General features: G+C 71.4%; 16 protein-coding genes. 9 read left to right on the top strand and 7 right to left on the bottom strand.

Translation table 11 applies throughout. From position 1 onward, the window contains the following. Nucleotides 1-3: 3 nt before the first annotated feature. Nucleotides 4-1,077 (top strand): glycosyltransferase family 2 protein, encoded by a 1,074-nt coding sequence (locus HNR00_RS02430; RefSeq protein WP_183564343.1) that lies wholly within the window; start codon nucleotides 4-6, stop codon nucleotides 1,075-1,077. Continuing rightward, complete coding sequence (locus tag HNR00_RS02425) at nucleotides 1,074-2,114, top strand: glycosyltransferase family protein (protein ID WP_183564340.1); 1,041 nt, start codon at nucleotides 1,074-1,076, stop codon at nucleotides 2,112-2,114. Before HNR00_RS02430 ends, HNR00_RS02425 begins: the two co-directional genes overlap by 4 nt. Nucleotides 2,115-2,288: 174 nt before the next feature. Here HNR00_RS02425 and HNR00_RS02420 read toward each other — a convergent pair whose 3' ends face one another. Then, complete coding sequence (locus HNR00_RS02420; protein ID WP_183564337.1) at nucleotides 2,289-3,140, bottom strand: glycosyltransferase family 2 protein; 852 nt, start codon at nucleotides 3,138-3,140, stop codon at nucleotides 2,289-2,291. A gap of 94 nt (nucleotides 3,141-3,234) precedes the next feature. After that, nucleotides 3,235-4,776, bottom strand: coding sequence for a sensor histidine kinase (locus HNR00_RS02415; RefSeq protein WP_183564334.1), 1,542 nt, complete (start codon nucleotides 4,774-4,776; stop codon nucleotides 3,235-3,237). A gap of 228 nt (nucleotides 4,777-5,004) precedes the next feature. Here HNR00_RS02415 and HNR00_RS02410 point away from each other — a divergent pair, with 228 nt between their 5' ends. Both HNR00_RS02410 and HNR00_RS02405 read left to right on the top strand, forming a co-directional pair. After that, nucleotides 5,005-5,460, top strand: a complete 456-nt coding sequence (locus HNR00_RS02410) for a (2Fe-2S)-binding protein (protein ID WP_183564331.1) — start codon at nucleotides 5,005-5,007, stop codon at nucleotides 5,458-5,460. A gap of 26 nt (nucleotides 5,461-5,486) precedes the next feature. Then, the gene (locus HNR00_RS02405) at nucleotides 5,487-7,685 is read left to right on the top strand and encodes a xanthine dehydrogenase family protein molybdopterin-binding subunit (RefSeq protein WP_183564328.1); all 2,199 of its coding nucleotides are present in this window, start codon (nucleotides 5,487-5,489) and stop codon (nucleotides 7,683-7,685) included. A gap of 132 nt (nucleotides 7,686-7,817) precedes the next feature. Here HNR00_RS02405 and HNR00_RS02400 read toward each other — a convergent pair whose 3' ends face one another. From HNR00_RS02400 to HNR00_RS02390, 3 genes are read right to left on the bottom strand one after another with little or no spacing between them, the layout of a single operon-like run. Then, a complete protein-coding gene (locus HNR00_RS02400; RefSeq protein ID WP_183564325.1) occupies nucleotides 7,818-9,626 on the bottom strand; it encodes a hypothetical protein in 1,809 nt (602 codons plus the stop codon). 18 nt (nucleotides 9,627-9,644) lie between these two features. Next, entirely contained in the window at nucleotides 9,645-11,528 is a 1,884-nt protein-coding gene (gene flgK, locus HNR00_RS02395) for a flagellar hook-associated protein FlgK (protein ID WP_183564322.1), read from the bottom strand. Between the two features lie 60 nt (nucleotides 11,529-11,588). Next, nucleotides 11,589-12,974 carry a flagellar hook protein FlgE gene (locus HNR00_RS02390; RefSeq protein ID WP_183564319.1) on the bottom strand — a complete coding sequence of 462 codons (1,386 nt, stop codon included), beginning with the start codon at nucleotides 12,972-12,974 and terminating at the stop codon, nucleotides 11,589-11,591. Between the two features lie 234 nt (nucleotides 12,975-13,208). Between HNR00_RS02390 and HNR00_RS02385 the strand changes: the two genes are divergently transcribed. The 3 genes from HNR00_RS02385 (at nucleotide 13,209) to HNR00_RS02375 (ending at nucleotide 16,710) form a co-directional block, all read left to right on the top strand. After that, nucleotides 13,209-13,676 carry a BLUF domain-containing protein gene (locus HNR00_RS02385; protein WP_183564316.1) on the top strand — a complete coding sequence of 156 codons (468 nt, stop codon included), beginning with the start codon at nucleotides 13,209-13,211 and terminating at the stop codon, nucleotides 13,674-13,676. Between the two features lie 32 nt (nucleotides 13,677-13,708). Beyond that, entirely contained in the window at nucleotides 13,709-14,161 is a 453-nt protein-coding gene (locus HNR00_RS02380) for a response regulator (RefSeq protein ID WP_183564313.1), read from the top strand. A gap of 116 nt (nucleotides 14,162-14,277) precedes the next feature. Further along, a complete protein-coding gene (locus HNR00_RS02375) occupies nucleotides 14,278-16,710 on the top strand; it encodes a putative bifunctional diguanylate cyclase/phosphodiesterase (RefSeq protein ID WP_246390222.1) in 2,433 nt (810 codons plus the stop codon). An 82-nt stretch (nucleotides 16,711-16,792) separates the two neighbouring features. Here the strand turns inward: HNR00_RS02375 and dusA are convergent, their stop codons facing one another. Then, complete coding sequence (gene dusA / locus HNR00_RS02370; protein WP_183565443.1) at nucleotides 16,793-17,785, bottom strand: tRNA dihydrouridine(20/20a) synthase DusA; 993 nt, start codon at nucleotides 17,783-17,785, stop codon at nucleotides 16,793-16,795. Nucleotides 17,786-18,068: 283 nt separating this feature from the next. Between dusA and HNR00_RS02365 the strand changes: the two genes are divergently transcribed. Next, on the top strand, nucleotides 18,069-18,263 hold the full coding sequence (locus HNR00_RS02365) for a hypothetical protein (protein ID WP_183564310.1): 195 nt from the start codon (nucleotides 18,069-18,071) through the stop codon (nucleotides 18,261-18,263). A gap of 60 nt (nucleotides 18,264-18,323) precedes the next feature. Continuing rightward, nucleotides 18,324-19,010: an FkbM family methyltransferase gene (locus HNR00_RS02360; protein WP_183564307.1), complete on the top strand. Its 687-nt coding sequence runs from the start codon at nucleotides 18,324-18,326 to the stop codon at nucleotides 19,008-19,010. A gap of 124 nt (nucleotides 19,011-19,134) precedes the next feature. On the opposite strand, the gene HNR00_RS02355 is transcribed toward HNR00_RS02360, so the two are convergent. Further along, nucleotides 19,135-19,920: glycosyltransferase (locus HNR00_RS02355; RefSeq protein ID WP_183564305.1), on the bottom strand; the 786-nt coding region annotated here is incomplete at its 5' end.

The following is a 19,920-nucleotide window of genomic DNA, read 5'->3' as shown; positions in this document are numbered from 1 at the left end:
GCCATGTCCGCCTGTCCCGGCCCCGCCGTCGTCTGCGTCCCGGCCCGCAACGAGGCCGAGCGGCTGCCGCGGCTCCTGCGCGCGCTGGCCGATCAGGATGGCTTCTCGTCCGCCCACCGCCTGCGGGTGGTGGTGGTCGCCAACAACTGCACCGACGACACCGTCGCGTCGGTGCGCGACCTGGCGCTCGACACGATCGACCTGCGCCTGATCGAGGCGACCTTCCTCGGCACGGACGCCCATGTCGGCACGGCGCGCCGCCGGGCGCTCGATGCGGGCGCCGAATGGCTGGAGGCCGAGGGTGCGCCGGACGGCGTGCTGCTGACCACCGATGCCGACGCCCGGCTCGACCCTTCCTGGGTCGCGGACAATCTTTCCGCGCTCGACGGTGCCGAGATCGTCGGCGGGCGCCTCGTCATCGACGATGAGGGCGATGCCGACCCGGCGCTCGCCGGCTTCCACGCGAAGGTCGAGCGCTACTGGGCGGGCGTGCGCCTGCTGGAAGACGCCCTCGATCCGCCGCCGTACGATCCGGCCCCGCGCCACGGCGACCACACCGGCGGCAGCCTCGCGCTTCGCGCCTCGCTCTACCGCGCGGTCGGCGGCTTGCCGGCCCTGCCGCGGGGCGAGGACAACGCGCTGGTGGCCGCCGTGCAGCGGGCGGGCGGGCGGCTGCGCCACTGCCCCGCCGTCTCGGTGCGGGTCTCGGCCCGCACCGCCGGCCGCGCCGAGGGCGGCATGGCCGTCGAGATGCTGCGGCGCGCCCGCGTGGTGCAGGGCGGCGAGGCCTATCGCCTGCCGACCGCCGCGTTCTGGCGCGAGCTGATCCTGCGCCGCGCCCGTCTGCGCCGGCGCTGGCGCGAGGGCGCCGCCGCGGACACCCTCGCAGACCTCGGGCTGCGTGCGGAGGACCGCGCTGCGATCCTCACCGACTGCCCCAACGACATCGCCTTCGTCGAGCGCACGCTGGCGTGCCTCGCCCCGCGCGATCCGCCGGCGCCCGAATGCCCGCTCGACCGCGCGCTCGCCGATCTCGCCGCGCTGGCCGCCGACCTCCGGCGGGACGCCGCGGCGTGACCCGCGGGATCGGCTACTACGTTCACCACCAGGGCGCGGGCCACTGGCAGCGGGCGACGGCGCTCGCCCGCGCGCTCCGGGCCCTCGGGCGGCCCTGCACCCTGATGGGCACTTTTTCCGAGATCGACACCGCCGGTGCCCCCTGTCCCGTGCTCGATCTGCCGGACGACCGCATGATCGGCGCCTTCGACGGGCAGGACGGCTCGGGAAGCCGCCCCGAGGCCTTCCACTACGCGCCGCTGAACCATGCAGGCCTGCGCGCCCGCATGGGCCGGATCGCCGCCTGGGCCGCCGAGACGCATCCGGCGCTGCTGATCGTCGACGTATCCTGCGAGGTCGCCCTGTTCGCCCGGCTCCTGTCGGTGCCGAGCCTCGTCGTGCGCCTCTCGGGCACGCGCACCGACACGCCGCATCTCGAAGCCTTCCGCGCGGCGAGCCGCCTTCTCGCGCCCTTCCCCGAAGCGCTCGACGGCGGCGACGTGCCGGATTGGGTGCGGGAGAAGACCTATTTTGCCGGCTTCCTCGGCACGGAAGCCGCCGCGGCGGCCCCCGAGGACGGGCGCATCGTCGTGGTGTTCGGCCGCGGCGGCGAGGGGGGCACGCTGGCCCGCCTCGCCGAGGCCGCCGTGGCGGTGCCGGAGCGCGACTGGCACGTGCTCGGGCCCGTGACGGGCGACGGCCCGACGCCCGGAAACCTGCATTGCCACGGCTGGGTCGGCGACGTGCGCCCGCACCTCGCACCGGCCGCCCTGGTGATCGGCGGCGCGGGCGACGGCCTCGTCACGGCGGTCGCGGCCCAGGGCAAGCGCTTCCTGTGCCTGCCCGAGCCCCGCGCCTACGGCGAGCAGGCCGCCAAGGCCGAGGGGCTGGCCCGCCTCGGCGCGGCCCTCGTCCATCCGGGCTGGCCGGAGGCCGCCGCCTGGCCCGGGCTCGTCGCCCGCGGCCTCGCCCTCGACCCGGCCCGCATCGCCGGCCTCGCCGAGCCCGACGCGCTCGCCCGCACGGCGGCGGCGATCGAGGCCCTGTGCCGGGACTGACCGGCGGAACCGCGCGAGCCTTCCCTCACCTCCGATGCGACTTGAGCGGGCGCCGGCGAGCCCATCGCGCGGCCGCGCCGGTTTGGGGCGAGAGCATCGTTCTCTTCCGATATCCGGGAGCCGCCTTTCGAAACGAGGCTCCGAGGACCCTGCAGTGGCGCGGCCGAGCGCCCCTCAGAACGGCCGATCCGCCGGCACCCGCGCCGCCGCGACCTCGTCCGGGGTCGGCGGGCGCAGCACCGTGATGTCGGGCTCGCGCTCCGCCGCGATCAGGCCGAGATGGGCGAAGGCGTCGAGCCAGCCGTCCATCGGCCACAGGCCGTGGCGGGCGCGGAAGCGCCTTGCGTTGCGGACGATGTCGGCGAAGTGCTGGAGCGGCGGATCGCAGGAGAGGTGGTGCTGGTGGAAGGCCGGGGGGACGCCGGCCAGCAGCACGGAGACGCCGGCCTCCGCGGCGCGGAAGGCCAGATCGGTGTCCTCGGCGCCGTAGCCGTCGAACCCCTCGTCGAAACCGCCGAGCCGGTCCCAGGTCGAGGCCCGCACCGCGAAGGCGAGCGACCAGAACAGGCCGGGATTCCTCGTCTCCACCACGCCGCTCTCGGGGAAGGGACGGGCCGGGTGCAGCTGGCCGACGCGCATCAGGTCGGCCTCGCTCCAGCCGTCCCGCACGGCGCCGGCCGGCAGGTAGCGGATCGGCCCGCAGACCAGCGCGTCGTGCCCCTCGGCCGCCGCGGCGAGGCCGGCGACGAGCCCGGCCGCCGGGATGCAGTCGACGTCGAGATAGACCAGGATGTCGCCCGCGGCCGCCTTGCGCCCGGCATTGCGGGCGGCGGCGAGCGGCAGGCCGTCGCTGGGATGAGCGACGCGGCGCAGCGGGAAGGGCGTCTCGGGCAGGGGGGAGGGGGCTTGCCCCATCTCCACCACGACGCATTCGGCCGGGGCGTCGCCGCGGGCGAGCCCCTCGATCAGGCGGGCGAGATGGGCCTCGCGCCCCTTGTTGAGCGTGACGACGCTGATGCTGCCCACGGATGTTCGGTTCCGGCGGAGGGTCGGGGCATTGTGCCGGGTCGATCCTGAAACCCGGATGAAGGGACCGGGCGCCGACCCGCCCGCTCCCTCCTCACGCCGCCCGCGCCCGCCGGGCCGGGACCGGCGCGGCCGCGGGAGGCGCCGCGGCGAGGTCGACGGCCGCCAGCGCGTCCATGCCGCGGCTCGCCGGGAAGGTGACGATCACCTCGGTGCCCTCGCGGGGCTTCGACTTGAGCTGGAAATGGCCGCCGTGGAGATCGACGAGGCCCTTCACGATCGGCAGGCCGAGGCCCGAGCCCTGCTCGGCGGTCTTGATCGCCAGCGACCCGCGCCCGAACGAGGACATGACCGTGCCGAGTTCGTCCTCGGGGATGCCGGGGCCGGAATCCTTCACGCTGACATATTGCCCGCCCGACGCCGTCCAGCCGACCTTGATGACGATCTCGCCGCCGGGCGGGGTGAACTTCACCGCGTTCGACAGCAGGTTGAGCACGATCTGGCGGACCGCGCGCTCGTCCGCCCAGAGGCGGGGCAGGGTCTCGTCGACGAAGCTCGCGAAGCTCTGGCCCTTCGACCGGGCGCGCAACGCCATCATGTGGCGGCACTCCTCGACCGTGTGGGCGAGCTGCATCGCCTCCTCGGTCAGGTCGTAGCGCCCGGCCTCGATGCGCGAGAGGTCGAGGATCTCGTTGATCAGCGTCAGCAGGTGCATCCCGCTGTCGTGGATGTCGTTGGCGTATTCCCGGTAGGCCGGCGCGGCATGGGCGCCGAACACCTCGTTCTTCATCACCTCCGAGAAGCCGAGGATGGCGTTCAAGGGCGTGCGCAGCTCGTGGCTCATGGTGGCCAGGAACCGGGACTTGGCGAGGTTCGCCTCCTCGGCGCGCCGCCGCGCCTCGTCGGAATTGGCCTTGGCCTGCTCCAGCTCGGCGAAGATCGCGTCCTTCTCGGCCCGCGACTGCAGCGTGCCGACCGCCGAGTCGTAGAGGCGGCGGGCGAGGCCCGCGAAGAACAGTTGGCTGCACACCGTCATCACGACGAGCAGCACCGTGTCGGTGTCGCGGGAATGGAGCAGCAGCGAGAGGGCGGCCAGCATCAGGGGCATCAGGCCGGAGACCGCGGCGATCGGCACGGTCGCGGCCAGCATCGTCGTCACCGCCGCGACGATGACGAGGCCGAACAGCGCGAAGGTGCCCGTGTCGGGGACCCCGACCAGCAGCATCATCGCCCAGGCGAGGCTCTGTCCGAACTCGGCGGCGATGAAGGCGCGGCGCCAGCGGGCCAGCGACAGGCTCTCGGGCGGCTGGCGCAGGAAGCGGCGGGCGAGCCAGACCGTGAGCACCACCGTGCCGCAGGCGCCGGCGCACCACAGGGCCGCCGTGACCGGGCGCAACCAGACCAGCGAGGCGGCGGCGAGCGCCACGGCGAGCGCCAGGAGCGGCAGGGCCGCACCCGCCCGGTACTGGGCGTAGAGGCGCAGCAATTCGTGGTCGAAGGCGCGCTCCAGCCCGCTCGTCGAGGTCAGCCGCTCGCGGGCCGAGCGCATGTCGCGCGCGATGCCGCGCCGCTTGGCCACCTCCTGCGAGGAGGGCCCGCGGCCGCGCTGCACCATCTCCGCTGTGAGGTCGGCCATGCCTGGGGTTCGGGTCGCTGGTGGGAGCCCGGCGTCTCGACCGCGGGCCGGCCGGATACGGGAGGCCGCAGGGTGCCCGCGAACCGTTAAAAAGCGGCTTCGCCATTGCCGCGAATTGTCCCGTTTCCGTACCGACGCCGGCTATCTTGTATTCAGGTGCGCTGGCGCACATCGGGAAGCGCGTCTCGGGTCCAGAATCGGAACGATTCCAGATTCCGGAGCGGCGGCATGCTGACCATCCACCTGAACGGCGCGGCCCGCGAGGTCGACGCCGATCCCGACATGCCGCTGCTGTGGGCGATCCGCGACCGGCTCGACCTCACCGGCACCAAGTACGGCTGCGGCATCGCCCAGTGCGGCGCCTGCACGGTCCACATGGACGGGCAGCCGGTGCGCGCCTGCCAGACCCGTATCGGCGATGTGGGTGAGGCCAAGATCACCACGATCGAGGGGATCAACGGCAAGGTCGCCGAGGCGGTGCAGGGCGCGTGGCGCAAGCTCGACGTGGTGCAGTGCGGCTATTGCCAGTCCGGCCAGATCATGTCGGCGATCGGGCTGCTGACCGAGAACCCGAAGCCCACCGACGCCGACATCGACGGCGCCATGGACGGCAACGTCTGCCGCTGCGGCACCTACCAGCGCATCCGCGCCGCGATCCACGAAGCCGCCCGCTCCCTCGCGTAAGTCTCACCCGATTCAAGGAGCCCGGCATGCTCAAGCTCGATTTGACCGACGCGCCTGTCCCGTCCCGACGCGCCTTCCTCGGCGGCGCCGCGGCCGGTGTCGTTCTGCTCGCCTTCCGGCTCGACCTGCGCGGGGCGCGGGCGGCGGAGGGCGGCGGGCCCGACCTGTCGAAGGGCCCGGCCCAGCCCAACGCCTTCGTGCGGCTCAGTGCCGACGACACCGTCACGGTGATGATCAAGCATCTCGACATGGGCCAGGGCAACACGACCGGCCTCACGACGATCGTCGCCGACGAGCTCGACGCCGACTGGGCGCAGATGCGCGCCGCCTTCGCGCCGGCCGACGCCAAGCTCTACGCCAACCTGCTGATGGGCCCGGTGCAAGGCACCGGCGGCTCGACCGCCATCGCCAATTCGTGGTTCCAGCTGCGCAAGGCAGGTGCGGCGGCCCGCGCCATGCTGGTCGCGGCGGCCGCCGACAAGTGGGGCGTGCCGGCCTCCGAGATCACGGTCGCGAAGGGTCTCATCAGCCACAAGTCGGGCAAGCAGGGCCGGTTCGGCGAGTTCGCCGAGGCCGCCGCCGCCAAGCCTGTGCCGCAGGAGCCGCGCCTCAAGGCCCCGTCCGAATGGACCCTGATCGGCAAGGGCGTGCCGCGCCTGGACTCGCCGGCCAAGACCGACGGCACCGCGATCTACTCCCTCGACATCCGCCGCCCCGGCCAGGTGACGGCGCTGGTCGCCCATCCGCCGCGCTTCGGCGCGAGCGTGAAGAAGGTCGATGCGGAGGCGGCCCAAGGCATGCCCGGCGTCGTCGCCGTGGTGACGATCCCGTCGGGCGTGGCGGTCATCGCCCGCGACACCTGGACCGCGATGAAGGCCCGCGAGGCCCTCAAGGTCGAGTGGGACGATTCCGCCGCCGAGACCCGCTCGTCGGACGCGATTCTGTCCGAATACCGCGAGACCGCCAAGACCCCCGGCCTCGTCGCCTCGCAGGCGGGTGACGCCGATGCGGCGATCAAGGGCGCGGCCAAGGTGGTGGAGGCGGAGTTCTCCTTCCCCTACCTTGCGCATGCCTCGATGGAGCCGCTCAACGCCACGATCGAGCGGGCGGCGGACGGCTCGTACGACGTCTATGCCGGTTGCCAGATCCAGACGATCGAGCAGGCGGTGGTGGCGGCGACCCTCGGCGTGACGACCGACAAGGTCCGCTTGCACACGCTCTGGGCCGGCGGTTCGTTCGGCCGCCGCGCGACGCCCGGCGCCGACTACTTCGCCGAGGCCGCGTCCATCGTGAAGGCCTGGGGCGGCAAGGCGCCGGTCCATCTGGTCTGGACCCGCGAGGACGACATGGCCGGCGGCTATTACCGGCCGCAGGTCTACCACACCGTCAAGGCCGGCCTCGACGCCAAGGGACAGGTCGCGGGCTGGCGCCACACCATGGTGGGCAAGTCGATCATGATCGGCTCGCCGTTCGAGGCGATGCTCGTCAAGAACGGCATCGACGGCACCACGGTCGAGGGCGCCTCCGACACGCCCTACGGCCTGCCGGCCTACCGCTTCGAGGTCCACAACGCCCGCGAGGGCGTGCCGGTGCTGTGGTGGCGTTCCGTCGGCCACACCCACACCGCCCACGTCATGGAGGTGATGATCGACGAACTGGCGCACGCGGCCGGCGCCGATCCGGTCGCCTACCGCCTGTCGCTGCTGACGCGGGCGCCGCGCCTGTCGGGCGTGCTGCGGCTCGCCGCCGAGAAGGCCGGCTGGAGCGAGAAGCCTACGGCGAAGGGCCGGGGCCTGGGTGTGGCCGTCCACCAGTCCTTCGGCTCCTATGTCGCCATGGCGGCGGACGTGACCGCGGGCGAGTCGGGCGTGAAGGTCGAGCGGATCATTGCGGCGGTCGATGTCGGCATCGCGGTCAACCCGGACGTGGTGCGCGCCCAGGTCGAGGGCGCGGTCGGCTTCGCTTTGTCCTCGGTTCTGCGCAACCGCATCACCCTCAAGGACGGCGTGGTGCAGGAGACGAACTTCGACAGCTACCAGCCGACCCGCATCTCCGAGATGCCGCGGGTCGAGGTCCACATCGTCCCCTCCGACACCGCCCCGACCGGCATCGGCGAGCCCGGCGTGCCGGTGCTGGCGCCGGCGATCTCCAACGCCATCTTCGCCGCGACGGGGCAGCGGCTGCGCTCGCTGCCGCTGGATCTGGCGAGCCTGCGGGGAGCGTGAGGCCTTTCGGACCGGACGCGTCCGGTCCGCCTTTCCATCCCATCCCCCTCATCCCGAGGGGGCCCTTGCCCCGGCAAGGGGCCTCGAAGGAGGGCGCGGGTGGGGCGAGATCGCGACGAGGCCTCGCTCCCGTCAGCTGATGTAATTCACCAAGCTCATCTCGGAGAGCATCGAGGTGACCTTGTAGCTCGCCTGGAGCTGGTTCTGCAGGCCGAGGAGCTTGGCGGCGACCTCCTCGGTCGAGGCCGTGTCGATCCCGTCGAGGGAATTCTCCAGGGTGGCGCGGGTCGCGGAGGCGATCGACTTGGCGTTGGCCATGCTGCTCGCCGCCAGGCCGAAATCCGTGCCGAGGGCCTCCAGGCCGGAATGGTCGGCGTCGGGCGTGAGGATGTCCGAGACCCGCTCGGCGGTCGCCCGGAAGCGGGCGGTGTCGACGGCGCCGGTCGCGTCGGTGAAGCTCTCCGCCGCCACCGCCGCGAGGCCGGCCAGCGTCGTGCGGATCGCCGCCTCGTTGGCCTGGGCGCCGATCGCGACGGTGCGGCTCGCCCCCACCTGCACGGTCGCGGTGCCGCGCGGGTCGGCGGAATCGTCGCCCCTGTACCAGATCACCGTGCCGGCATCGGCCTGCGCGGCGTAGCCGTTGCCGTCCTCGGAGACGCGCCGCGGCGCGAGGCCGGCGGCGGGCGCGCCCTCGAAGAAGTTCGTCGCGGCGCGCGTCGCCGAACTGGCCGCGAGCTCGGTGCCGGCGGCGGATTTCAGGGCGTTCGACAGGGTCCGGGACAGGTTGGCGGCAGTCTCCGCCGGGCTCGCCCCGATGGCGAAGGTCGTGGCCGAGGCCGCGTCCGCGCTTCCCCGCGCGGTCAGCTTGAGCGTCGTGGTGGTGCCGTCGTGCAGGCCGAGCGTCAGGGTCAGCGTGTCGCCGGCCTCGGGCGTGCCCGTCACCGAGAGCCCGAGCGAGGCCGGGCTGCCGCCCTCGAAGCGCGCCGACAGGCCCGGCGGCGACGCGCTCTGGGCGCTCGCGAGCGCACCCTCCCCCGGCAGGGTCTTCAGCAGGGCCTGCAGGTTGGCGGCGGTCTCGTCCGGGCTCGCCCCGATGGCGAAGGAATCGGCCGCGCCGGCGGCCGGGTTCGTGCGTGCGGTGAGGTCGTAGGTCGCTTGGCTGCCGTCGGGGAGGTTCACCGCCACCCGCACCCGCGTGCCGTCGGTGGGGTTCTCGGCGAAGGCCGGGGTGACGGTGGCGGCGGTCCCGGCGGTCAGGCCGGCGGTGATGCGCCCGCCGGCCGAGCCGGTGGCGCCGGCGAGCGTGAAGCCGAAATTCGCCCGCGCCTCGGCGTTTCCATCCTCGGTGAGCGTGACGTCGGCCCCGCTCGCCGTCTGGGTCAGGCGGCCGTTCCCGTCGGTCCCGAGATCGGCCCGCTTCTGCTCGGCGATCAGGGCCTTCACCCCGTCGAGGCCGTTGGCCGGATCGCCGTTCAGGATCAGCTCCCGCGAGGCGACGGGGCGGGTGTCGGTCGCGCGGCCGGAGAAGACGTAGACGTCGCCTGCCTGCTGGTTGAGCGCGTCGATGGCCGCCGAGAGGTTGTTGTCGGCGAGCTGCACGCTGGTCGCCGGCAGCGCCTGATTCTGCGAGACGAGCAGGCCGTTCAGGTTCGAGCGGGCGCTGTCCGTCAGCGTCTTGAGCTGGGTCAGGCTGGCGCTGGTCAGCTTCACCCGCGTGTCGGCCGGCGTGATCGCCGCGAGGTAGCCGTCCTGGGCGCTGATCGCCGCGTGGGCGCTGAGGCTCGTGGTGCGGCCGGGCCCGAGCCCGCCATAGGTCTCGGCGGCGCGGCCCGTCGCGAGCTGGCGCGACAGGTCGTCGAGCTGGGTCTTCATCCCGACGAGGCTCGCGGCCTGGCGGTCGAAGCGGTAGGTGCCGGCGGCGAAGGGGAGGATGGTCGACATGGGTTACGATCCCTTCCGTCAGATCCGCAGCAGGGTGTCGAGCATGTCGCGGGCGGCGGTGAGCACGCGGGCATTGGCCGTGAAGGCCTGTTGCAGGGCGATCAGGTTCGACATCTCCTCGTCGATGCTGACGCCGGAGGTGGAGGCGAAGCGTCCCTGTGCGGTCGAGAGGGCGATGCTCTGGCCCTCGTCGAGATCCTGGGCGGCGGCGGTCGCCGAGCCCTGCATCGCGATCACGCCCTGGACGAACTCGGCGACGCTCGACGTGGTCGGCGCGTCGACGCCGCCGATGCCGCTCGCCGAGGAGAAGGTGCGCGGGGTCGCCGTCAGGGCGTTGTAGAGCGCCTGCGGCCGCGTGGAATCGCCGGCGCTCGCGCCGGTGCCGGTGATGCCGACGAGGGTCGCGGCATTCCCGGCCACCGCCGGGTTGATGCCGATGCGCTGCGCGAAGCCCGTGAGCTGCGAGCCGTTCTCGAACGAGCCGGTGAACAGGGTGCCGGCCTTGCCGTCGACGAAGAGCGGGATCTGGGTCTTGCCGCTCTTCGTGTCGGTCGCCGAGCTCGTCTGCGTCACGCTGGCGGAGGCGGCGAGCAGACTCGCGCTGCCGGTGGCGAGGATGCGCACCGCGCCTGCCGCCCCGCCCGCCACCGCCGAGACCGCGTATCCGCCGCCCGCGAGCGCCTGGGACACGGCGTCCTCCATGGTCGCGGGCGCGCCCTCGCCGCTGCCGGGAAGGCGGAACGGGATCACCGTCGCCTCGGAATCGTCCGTGCCCCCGGCCGGGAGCGAGGCCGGCGGCGGGCCGGAAAACGGCATCAGGATGAGGTTGCGCTGGGTGCCGCCGTCCTGCACCGTCAGGGTGATCGCGTTGCCCGGGGACAGGCCGGTCAGGTCGATGTCGAGGGCCCCCTTGGTGCCGTCGGCGGGCGCCGTGCCGGTGGCGAGCCGGTCCGACATCGACCGGGCGAGGCCCGCGGCGAGGTCGTCGAGCTGGCGCTGGGCCTGGGGCAGCACCGTGTCGCGCAGCTCCACCGCCGCCGCCATCGAGCCGGAGCGGATCGCGCCCGAGGCGATCAGGTCGATCCGGCCGCCGCCTGGGGTCGTGGCCACGATGGTGCCGACGCCGCTCCGGCTCGGATCGCTGTCGTAGGCCGCCTCCGCCGTGAGCGTGCCGCGGCCGGCAAAGCTCAGCACGGTGGCGTTGTCGCGGTCGAGCAGGGTGACGCCCGAGCCCGTGAGCACGCTGACGCTGCCGTCGGGGAGCGTCACGGCGTTGATGTCCATCAGTCCGGACAGGCCGTTGAGCGCCTGGTCGCGCTGGTCCTCGAGATCGGGGCGGCTCGGATCGCTCGTCGGGGTGGCGCCGATGCGGGCGTTGAGCTTGGCGAGCTGCGCCAGCAGGCCGCTCGCCTCCCGGGTGTCGGCGTCGAGCTGCGCCTCCAGGCCGGAGCGCAGGGCCTGCACGCCGTTGGCGGCTCCGGCGACGGTCGTGGCGAGGCCGGAGGCCGCCGAGATCACGGTGGTGCGGGCCGCCGTCGAGGTCGGGTTGGCGGCCAGCGACTGGAGCGAGAGCGTGAAGCTGTTGAACATCCCGTCGAGGGCGGAGGCGTCGCCCGGCCGCCCGTAGAGGGCGTCGAGCTGCGTGCGGATGCCCGCCATCGTCGAGGTGTAGGCCGCCCCCGAGGTCTCGGAGCGCAGCTGCTTGAGCGCCGCCGCGTCGATCGCCCGGGCGATGGTGCCCGAGGCGACGCCCGCATTGCCGGGTCCCGCGGTGATCGGCGAGAGCGTGCGCCGCACGTAGCCGGCGGTGCCGACATTGGCGATGTTCTGCGAGACGAGGCCGATCTGCGACTGCGTCACCCGCAGGCCCGCCGTCGCCGTCGTGAACGCATCGATCGCCAAGGTCGAACTCCTCGTTTCCAAGAGGCCCCCACCCTTGCGGGAAGGAGAGGCCGCTCAGGGTCAGCGAATGACGTTGATCAAATCCGAGATCATGCTCTGCGCCGTCGACATCACCCGGGTGTTGGCCGAGTAGGCCTGCTGGGTGACGATCATCTTGGAGAATTCGGACGCCACGTCGGTGTTCGACTGCTCGACGTTGGCCCCCACCACCGTGGTGTCGCGCAACCCGGTCAGCGGCTCGCCGGAAGTGGTCGTCTGCTGGTAGTTGCCGAGCGAGTCGGGTTTCAGCCCGTCGGGATTGATGAACTGCGCCACCTCGATCCGGGCGAGTTCGAGGGTCTTGCCGTTGGAGTAGGTGCCGCTGATGACGCCGTTCTCGCCGACATCGACCGCGTTGAGCGAGCCCGAGGCGTAGCCGTTCTGCTTGAGGGTGTTGGTCGAGACCGTGCCGCTCGACGAGGCGTACTGGGTCAGGCCGCCGCTGAGGTCGAGGGTGAGCGGACCGACCGGCACGTCGTCGACCGTGAGGCTCTCGATCGCCAGGGTGCCGCCGGCCGGCGCCGTGAGCTGGCCGTTGGTGAACTGGAAGGCCTGGCCGACATTGGTCCAGCTCGATTGGTTGCCCGAGACGCTGGACTTGTCGGCGTAGAACAGGTTCCACGTGTCCTTGGTGGCGGTGTCGCCCGTGCCGCCAGCGTTGGCCACCTTGGCCCAGCGGGTCTGCAGGCTCACCGGCGCGCCGGAGGCGTCGTAGACGGTCAGCGCGGGGCCGGCGATGCTGTTGTCGATCAGGGCCTGGGCGTCGTCGCCGGCCGCCACCGTCTTGCCGGTCTCGTTGCCGTCGGTCACCCGCGCGTCCCGGTCGCTGGCGAAGGCCGGCAGCAGGCCGCCATTGGCCTTGGCCCCCGTCGTGGTCGGCGTGCGGGGGAGGTTGGCCGAGTAGGTGATCGTGCCCGTCGCCTTGGCCGGCAGCAGATCGTTCGAGATCTGGATCGGGCCCGTCGAGGCCGTCTGCCCCGTGGCCGGGTCGAGGCTCGCACCGGTGAGGTAGGAGCCCGCGCCGTTGACGAGGTAGCCGTCCTTGTCGGGGGCGAAGTCGCCGCGGCGGGTGTAGAGGTTCGTGGCCGAGAAGGCCGTGCCGCCGCCGGAATCGACGGACTTCTTCTGGACGACGAAGAAGCCGTTGCCGTTGAGTGCCATGTTGGTGGACACGCCGGTGTCGCGCAGGTTGCCCTGGATCGTGTTGGTCAGTTCGGAATAGGCCGCGACCGTGCCGGCGACCTGATGCTTGGTGTCGCGCTCGGCGATCATGTCGACGAAGGTGGTGTCGATCCGCTTGTAGCCGGTGGTCTGCGAGTTCGCGATGTTGCCGGAGATGTTGTCGAGGGAGAAGGCCTGCGCCCTCAGGCCCGAGACCGCCGTCTGCAACGCGGAAAAAATGTCCATGGCCCTGGCTTCTCCCAACGGCCCGCCCGCGGCGGCCGGCTTCTCGAGGCGAGTAGGGCAACCCCCATGCCAGACCTAACACCTTGATATCGCTGGGATCGCCCGACGGGCGCCCGGCAGATTCCGACCGCGGCGGCGCCCCGGCCCGGCAGAAACTGCCGCCTCGGGCCGTTTACGCCCCGTTATGTCGAATGTTGGTAGCGTTCATCGCAGGCCTTCGCCCGGACGAGATCGATGAAAAGCAAGAGGACGAGCCTCGTCCACCTGATCTACTTCTCGCGCCTGAACCTCTCGGCCGACCCGGCCGCGCGGGCCAAGCAGATCGGCGAGATCACCCGGCAGGCTCAGAAGAAGAACGAGTTCGCGGTCATCACGAGCTTCCTGATCCTCGACGGCCCGTTCGCGCTCCAAGTGATCGAGGGCGAGCGGCAGTCGGTCCACGAAACGTTCCAGCGCATCGCCAGCGACAGCCGGCACCGCGAGGTGCAGATCGTCGAGTGGCGCGAGATCCTCAAGCGCGATTTCGTCACCTCCTTCACCACCGTGACGCGCGCGGCCGCCAACGAGGCGCATTTCGCCAAGGCCGGGCTGCTGCCGATGCTCCAGCGGGGCACGCCGAAGGGCGGCGCGATCCACGGCCTCGCCGTCACCCTCCAGGCCGAGTCGATGGCCAAGCAGGGCATCGACCACCTGTTCGTGTGAGGCGTTGAGGCCTCCTAGGGCTCCGAGAACCGATGAGCGACACTCTCCCCATCCTGATCGTCGACGACCAGCCCAAGCTGCTGCGTCTCGTCATCGAGCTGATGACCCGGCTCGGCTTTCCCGAGGTGGAGGGCGTGGCCGACGGCGCCGAGGCGTTGGGCCGCCTGCGCGAGCGACGCTACGCCCTGGTGATCTCGGACCTCAACATGGAGCCGATGGACGGGCTGCAGCTGCTGCGCGAGATCCGGGCCGACGACGCCCTGATGAACACGCCCTTCATCCTCACCGAGGCCTCGTTCGACTTCGAGGACATCAACCTCGCCCACGTCGCGGGCGCCGATGCCTTCATCCTCAAGCCGTTCGACATCAACCTGCTCAAGACCAAGCTGAAGCAGGTGCTCAACCGCAAGCCCCGCCGCCGCGAGGCGCCGCTGCCGCCGGAATCGACGCTGAGCCAGGAATTCCCGCTGCTCGGCAAGTTCTGAGGCAGGTTCTGAGGCGAGTTCCGAGCAGGTTCGAGGCCGATGCACGACTCGCGTGAGGGCCCGCCGAACACGGGCCGGCGCAACATGGCCCGACGAGGGAGCCAACCCTGAACGCCATGCGCTCCCCCGACGAACATCGCCCCCTCGCGCGCCCGACGCCGCGTCCCGACGACCGGGACGGGTTGCCGGTCGATGCCGATGCCCTGGCCGAGACGATCCGCGAGCGCATCCTGCAGGCCGGCCTGTGGCTCTGCCTGATCGTGACCGCCCTCGGGATGGCCGCGCTCGGCGCGCAGCTCGGCCTTGACGCGGCCTCGCGCGGCACGATCGCCGCGGCCGCCACCGGGGTCGCGCTCCTGCTGGTCGTGCTGACCATGGCTTGGCTCGCCCGGTCCGTCGCCCGCAGCGCCGAGGCGGCCCTGCGCGTGGCCGATGCCGTCGTCGCGGGCTCCACCGCCGAACCGGCCGGCCGGACCGGCCTGTGCGAGTTCGACGCGCTGCTCGGACGGCTCGGTGCGATGCGCGCGGCGCAGGACGCCCTCGCCGGACAACTCTCCGCCGCCCTCGCCTCACCCGAGACCCGGATCGGCGCGGCACTCGCGGCCGGCCTGGACGGCGGGGCGGTCGCCGTCCGGCTGACCGAGGCCGACGGCCGCGTGGTGCTCGAGCATCGGCCCGACGGATGGCCGCCGGCCTTCGGACCGAAGCGGCATGCGGATCGGAAGCCCGGTCCCGAATCCGGGGCCGAGGCCGGCGAGGAGGTCCTGCCGGACGGGCGCCGGCTCCGGGTCGAGCGCGGGCGGTTGCCGGGCGGCGGCGCGCTGACGCTGCTGTTCGACGTGAGCGCCGCCAGGGCGCGCGAGGACAGGCTGAGCGAGCGCCTCTCCCGGCTGGGGGCGGCCCTCGACACGATGTCGCAAGGCTTCCTGCTCTACGATTCCGCGCACCGGCTGCTCGTGGCGAACCGGCGCTACCACGAGATCTTCCGCTTGGCCGCCGGCAGCGTCGTCGTCGGCATGGAAGCCACGGAGGTGCTGCGCCGCAACATCGAGGTGGGCAGCCATCCCAGCCTGAGTGCCGACGAGGCGCTGGCCGAGATCGGCGGCCTGATCTGGTCGGGCTCCGCCGCCCAGATTCAGCGCTTGGCCGACGGGCGCCACGTCTCGGTCGAGATGCGCCCGCTGTCCTGCGGCGGCTTCGCGGCGTTCTACGAGGACGTGACCGAGCGCTGGCAGGCGGAGGCCCGCATCGCCCACATGGCCCGGCACGACGCCCTGACCGACCTGCCCAACCGCCTGCTCCTGCGCGAGCGGATCGAGGGCGCGATCACGCTGGCGCGCCGCGACACCGGCTTCGCCGTGCTCTGCCTCGACCTCGACAACTTCAAGCAGGTCAACGACACGCTCGGCCACGCCGTCGGCGACGAGCTGCTGCGGGCGGTGGCGCACCGGCTGCGGGCCTGCCTGCGCGAGGTCGACACCGTGGCCCGGCTCGGCGGCGACGAGTTCGCGGTGATCCAGGCCGGCGTCGAGAGCCCGGCGGATGCCGGCACGCTGGCGCGCCGCATTCGCGACGTGGTGAGCGCACCCTACGCGCTCACCCACCATTCGATCACGGTCGGCGTCAGCATCGGCATCGCGCTCGCGCCCTCGGACGGGCTGGAGCCGGATCGCCTGATGCAATGCGCCGACGTCGCGCTCTACCGCGCCAAGGCGGATGGGCGTGGCGTCCACCGCTTCTTCGAATCCGAGATGGACGCCCGCCTCCAGGCCCGCCGTGCCCTGGAACTCGACCTGCGCGCCGCCGTCGAGATGGAGGCGTTCGATCTGCACTACCAGCCGATCTACGACCTCGCGGCCGAGCGGATCTGCGGGTTCGAGGCGCTGCTGCGCTGGACCCATCCGACTCGCGGCCCGGTCTCGCCCGCCGAGTTCGTGCCGCTCGCGGAAGAGATCGGCCTGATCGTGCCGCTGGGCGAATGGGTTCTGGCCCGGGCCTGCCGCGAGGCGGCGTCCTGGCCGGACGACCTCAAGATCGCGGTCAACGTCTCGGCGGCGCAGTTCACCTCCGCCGGGCTCATCGCCACGGTGCGGGGCGCGCTGGCCGAGAGCGGCCTGCCCGCCCGCCGCCTGGAACTGGAGATCACCGAGAGCGTGCTGCTGGTGAACGGCAACGCCACGGTGGCGATCCTGCACGGCTTGCGGGGCCTGGGCGCCCGCATCGCCATGGACGATTTCGGCACGGGCTACTCCTCGTTGAGCTACCTGCGCAGCTTCCCCTTCGACAAGATGAAGATCGACCGGTGCTTCACCCGCGACCTCACGGTTGAGGAGGGCTCCGGCTTCATCGTTCGGGCGGTCATCAGCCTCGCCTCCAGCCTCGGCATGTCGACCACGGCGGAGGGTGTCGAGACGCCGGAGCAACTCGCCCGCCTGCGGGACGAGGGCTGCGACGAGGTGCAGGGCTACCTGTTCAGCCCGCCGGTGCCGGCCGCCGCGCTGCCGGACCTCCTGGAGACCTGGAACGGCAGCGGGCGCCGCGCGGCTTGATGCCGCTTCCGATCGATCGCTTCGGTCCGGCGCTGTCCGCTCCCCTTTGTGGGGAGGAGAGGCGGGCCGCCGCCGTTCGGTGCTACGCGGCTTCCCGTGCAGGCGGGCGCTCCCGCGACACCTTCGCCACCGCCGCGCGCAGGGTGGCGAGGTCGGCGTCGGGCGCCATGCCGGCGGTGGCCAGATGCCGCCGGAAGGCCCGCGCACCGGGCCGCCCGTTGAACAGCCCCAGCATGTGCCGGGTGAAGGCGTGCAGCCGCGTGCCCGAGGCCACCGCATCGTGGATCGTCGGCGCCAGCGCCTCGACCGCCGCGAAGGCGTCCGCCACCGGCGCGGGCTCGCCGAAGATCTCGGGATCGACGCCGAGCAGGATCGCCGGCTCGGTATAGGCGGCGCGCCCCACCATCACGCCGTCGACCTGCCCCAGCCGCTCCTTCGCAGCCTCGATCGTCGCGACGCCGCCGTTGATCGCGATCGGCAGCTCGGGCCGGGCCGCCTTGAGGCGGGCGACGCGGCCGTAATCGAGGGGCGGCACGTCGCGGTTCTCCCGCGGCGACAGGCCCTTCAGCCACGCCTTGCGGGCATGCACGATCAGCCCGTCGACGCCCGCGGCCACGACCGCTTCGGCCATCGCGTCGAGGGCTTCCTCCGTGTCCTGCTCGTCGACGCCGAGGCGGCACTTCACCGTCACCGGGACCGGGACGGCGGCCTTCATCGCCGCCACGCAATCGCCGACGAGGGCCGGCTCGCGCATCAGGCAGGCGCCGAAGCGGCCCTCCTGCACCCGGTCGGACGGGCAGCCGACATTGAGGTTGATCTCGGCATAGCCGAACGCTTCCGCGATCCGCGCCGCGCGGGCGAGGTCGCCCGGATCGGAGCCGCCGAGCTGCACCGCCACCGGATGCTCGATGGCGTCGAACCCGAGCAGCCGCTGCCGGTCCCCGTGCAGCACCGCCCCCGTGGTCACCATCTCGGTGTAGAGCCGGGCCCGGCGCGACATCGCCCGATGGAACGCCCGGCAATGCCGGTCGGTCCAGTCCATCATGGGGGCGACGCTGAACCGCCACCCACTCAGATTGCTGGGAATTTCAACGCCCGCAGTCACTTCGTACCCATTCCATGCTGTACCCGATGGGCCTCAGGCGGGCTCGGGCAGGCTCGTTCGTTGCACGTTCTACAGCAATGCTGGAGCCACGGGGCCCATGCTGTAACCGCAGCCGGGGGCGACGTGGGCACCATCCTCGAACGCACGCGCAGGGACGGCTCCACGGGATACCATGCGCAGATCGCGGTCCAAAGGGACGGGGTCACAGGGAAAGTCCTGTCGGATCGCGTTGCAGTTCGGCGTCGGAGCGGGCTTGTTCCGCGCGATCGTCAACGGGGCGGATGCGACGTTCGCCACGCCGACCGCCTTCCCCGCCGGGCTCAATGCCCTGCGCTTCGGTTCGAACGAAGCCGGCACGGGCCAGCAGGCCAACGCGACCCTGCGCCGCCTCGCTTTCGTGCCGGCGACGATGGCCGACCACATCGCCCAGAAAGACACGGCGGCTTGATCTGCCTCAGGCGGCGCGGCAAAACCCCCGCGCGTCGGCGTGACGCGCGGGGGACCCAGCATGGCCATCGACCGGACTGCCCTGAAGAAAAGTCAGGAATTTTCGCACATCCTGGCCCGTATCCCGCAGTACGAGCCGACCGTGATCTTGGACGTGGGGGCCAACGTCGGCGACAACGCGGACGCCTACGCCACGATCTTCCCGGATGCCGTCATCCACGCGTTCGAGCCGGTGCCGGCGACCCACGACGCTCTCATCGCGCGGGTGGGCTCACGCCCGAACGTGAAGGTCCACAATCTCGCGCTCTCGGATCGCGAGGGGTCGGTGCGGATGTGGACCAAGGGAACGTCGCCGGGGGCCTTCATCATCACGGACCCCAAAAAGCACTACAAGGATGAGGTGGCGGTCAGGACGCGGCCGGGCGCCGATTTCGTGCGCGAGACCGGGATCGAGCGCATTTCGTACCTGAAGATCGACGCCGAGGGGCACGATCTGGAAGTGCTTCAGGGCTTCGGCGACACCCTTGAGCGCGCGGACTTCGTGCAGGTCGAGGCCGGGATGAACCCGCACAACAAGCACCACGTCCCGTTCCGCGTGCTCGAGGATGTCCTGCGCGCGCACGGCTTCCTTCTGTTCCAGTTCTACGAACAGTCGTTCGAGTTTTTCCACGGCGGGAGCCCGGTGCTGCGCCGGACCAACCCGCTCTTCATCAACGGCCGGATGGTGGATCTCAGCGCCTTCGGCTAACGGCGCGCCGCATCATCATCGGTCACCGGAAGGTGGCGCGGGTCGAACTCGTCGCCCTCTTCCGGCGGCCTGGTCGTCGCACCGGGGCGGTCGGCGAGCGTGACCGCCACACGAGGCTGGTCGATTACCGGACGGTGCTCGCTTTCGAGAGAACGCCAGCGAACAACAGGTCCAGGTCGTCCGATGGCGCTAGCTTGAGAAGGTTTGCGCCATCGACATTGGCGACGTTCCCACCGTGAACGAACTGCGCCCACATCGGCAGCCGGGTGGTGATGTTCACGACCTCCGAAACCTTGTCGGTTCGATTGTGGGCCGTCTGAAAAACCCCTTTACGCGTCCAGATACGGTCGTCGAGATACTTTTCTCGACTTTCCAGCATTGTCTGGAAGGGGTTTCTATTCACGACGTGCAACGATACGTCGGTGCCGTTGATTTGGAGACCGAGCGGGAAGTTGAGATACATCCCCGCGCCGACGCGGCTCGCCTCGATCTGCGTGCAATAGCGGTTCAGGGCAGACATGAAATCGACGTTGATTGCATCGTCCGAGTCGAGGCGGGTCGTGGCCACGATCTCGCCGGGCTTGCTCAACGCAAGGATTTCTTGGCCTAAGGCTTTTTCGTACACAGACCAGGGATGGGCCTGCCGCAGGTCGATGAAAACAGGTCGGATCATTTGATAGGGCGATAAATGATCAAGGAACGCGTCGAGTGTTTCATCGCGCTCCGTGTCCAGCACCAAGAGGTAGTGGAACCCCTGAAAGGTCTGACTCACTATCGTAGGAAGTAACAGCTCGTTGAAGATCCTGATGCGTCGCGTGAGCCAAGCCCGATAGGCTTCCGGCTCGAGGATGCCGGCACCTCGCCGAAGCTTTTCGTCCCAAATGTTGAACCGGGTGATCAGGAAGTGACT

It is taken from the genome of Methylorubrum rhodinum (assembly GCF_014199935.1).
Taxonomy (GTDB): Bacteria; Pseudomonadota; Alphaproteobacteria; order Rhizobiales; family Beijerinckiaceae; genus Methylobacterium; species Methylobacterium rhodinum.
The sequence above is the reverse complement of the archived record's forward strand: the minus strand, read 5'-3'. Positions and strand labels throughout refer to the sequence as shown.

What these genes read in the sequence shown, in the direction of transcription:
- HNR00_RS02430 (WP_183564343.1), top strand. Translation starts at nt 4, where the DNA reads ATGTCCGCCTGTCCCGGCCCCGCCGTCGTCTGCGTCCCGGCCCGCAAC.
- HNR00_RS02415 (WP_183564334.1), bottom strand. Translation starts at nt 4,776, where the DNA reads ATGGCCGACCTCACAGCGGAGATGGTGCAGCGCGGCCGCGGGCCCTCC.
- HNR00_RS02410 (WP_183564331.1), top strand. Translation starts at nt 5,005, where the DNA reads ATGCTGACCATCCACCTGAACGGCGCGGCCCGCGAGGTCGACGCCGAT.
- HNR00_RS02405 (WP_183564328.1), top strand. Translation starts at nt 5,487, where the DNA reads ATGCTCAAGCTCGATTTGACCGACGCGCCTGTCCCGTCCCGACGCGCC.
- HNR00_RS02400 (WP_183564325.1), bottom strand. Translation starts at nt 9,626, where the DNA reads ATGTCGACCATCCTCCCCTTCGCCGCCGGCACCTACCGCTTCGACCGC.
- HNR00_RS02390 (WP_183564319.1), bottom strand. Translation starts at nt 12,974, where the DNA reads ATGGACATTTTTTCCGCGTTGCAGACGGCGGTCTCGGGCCTGAGGGCG.
- HNR00_RS02385 (WP_183564316.1), top strand. Translation starts at nt 13,209, where the DNA reads ATGAAAAGCAAGAGGACGAGCCTCGTCCACCTGATCTACTTCTCGCGC.
- HNR00_RS02380 (WP_183564313.1), top strand. Translation starts at nt 13,709, where the DNA reads ATGAGCGACACTCTCCCCATCCTGATCGTCGACGACCAGCCCAAGCTG.
- HNR00_RS02375 (WP_246390222.1), top strand. Translation starts at nt 14,278, where the DNA reads ATGCGCTCCCCCGACGAACATCGCCCCCTCGCGCGCCCGACGCCGCGT.
- HNR00_RS02360 (WP_183564307.1), top strand. Translation starts at nt 18,324, where the DNA reads ATGGCCATCGACCGGACTGCCCTGAAGAAAAGTCAGGAATTTTCGCAC.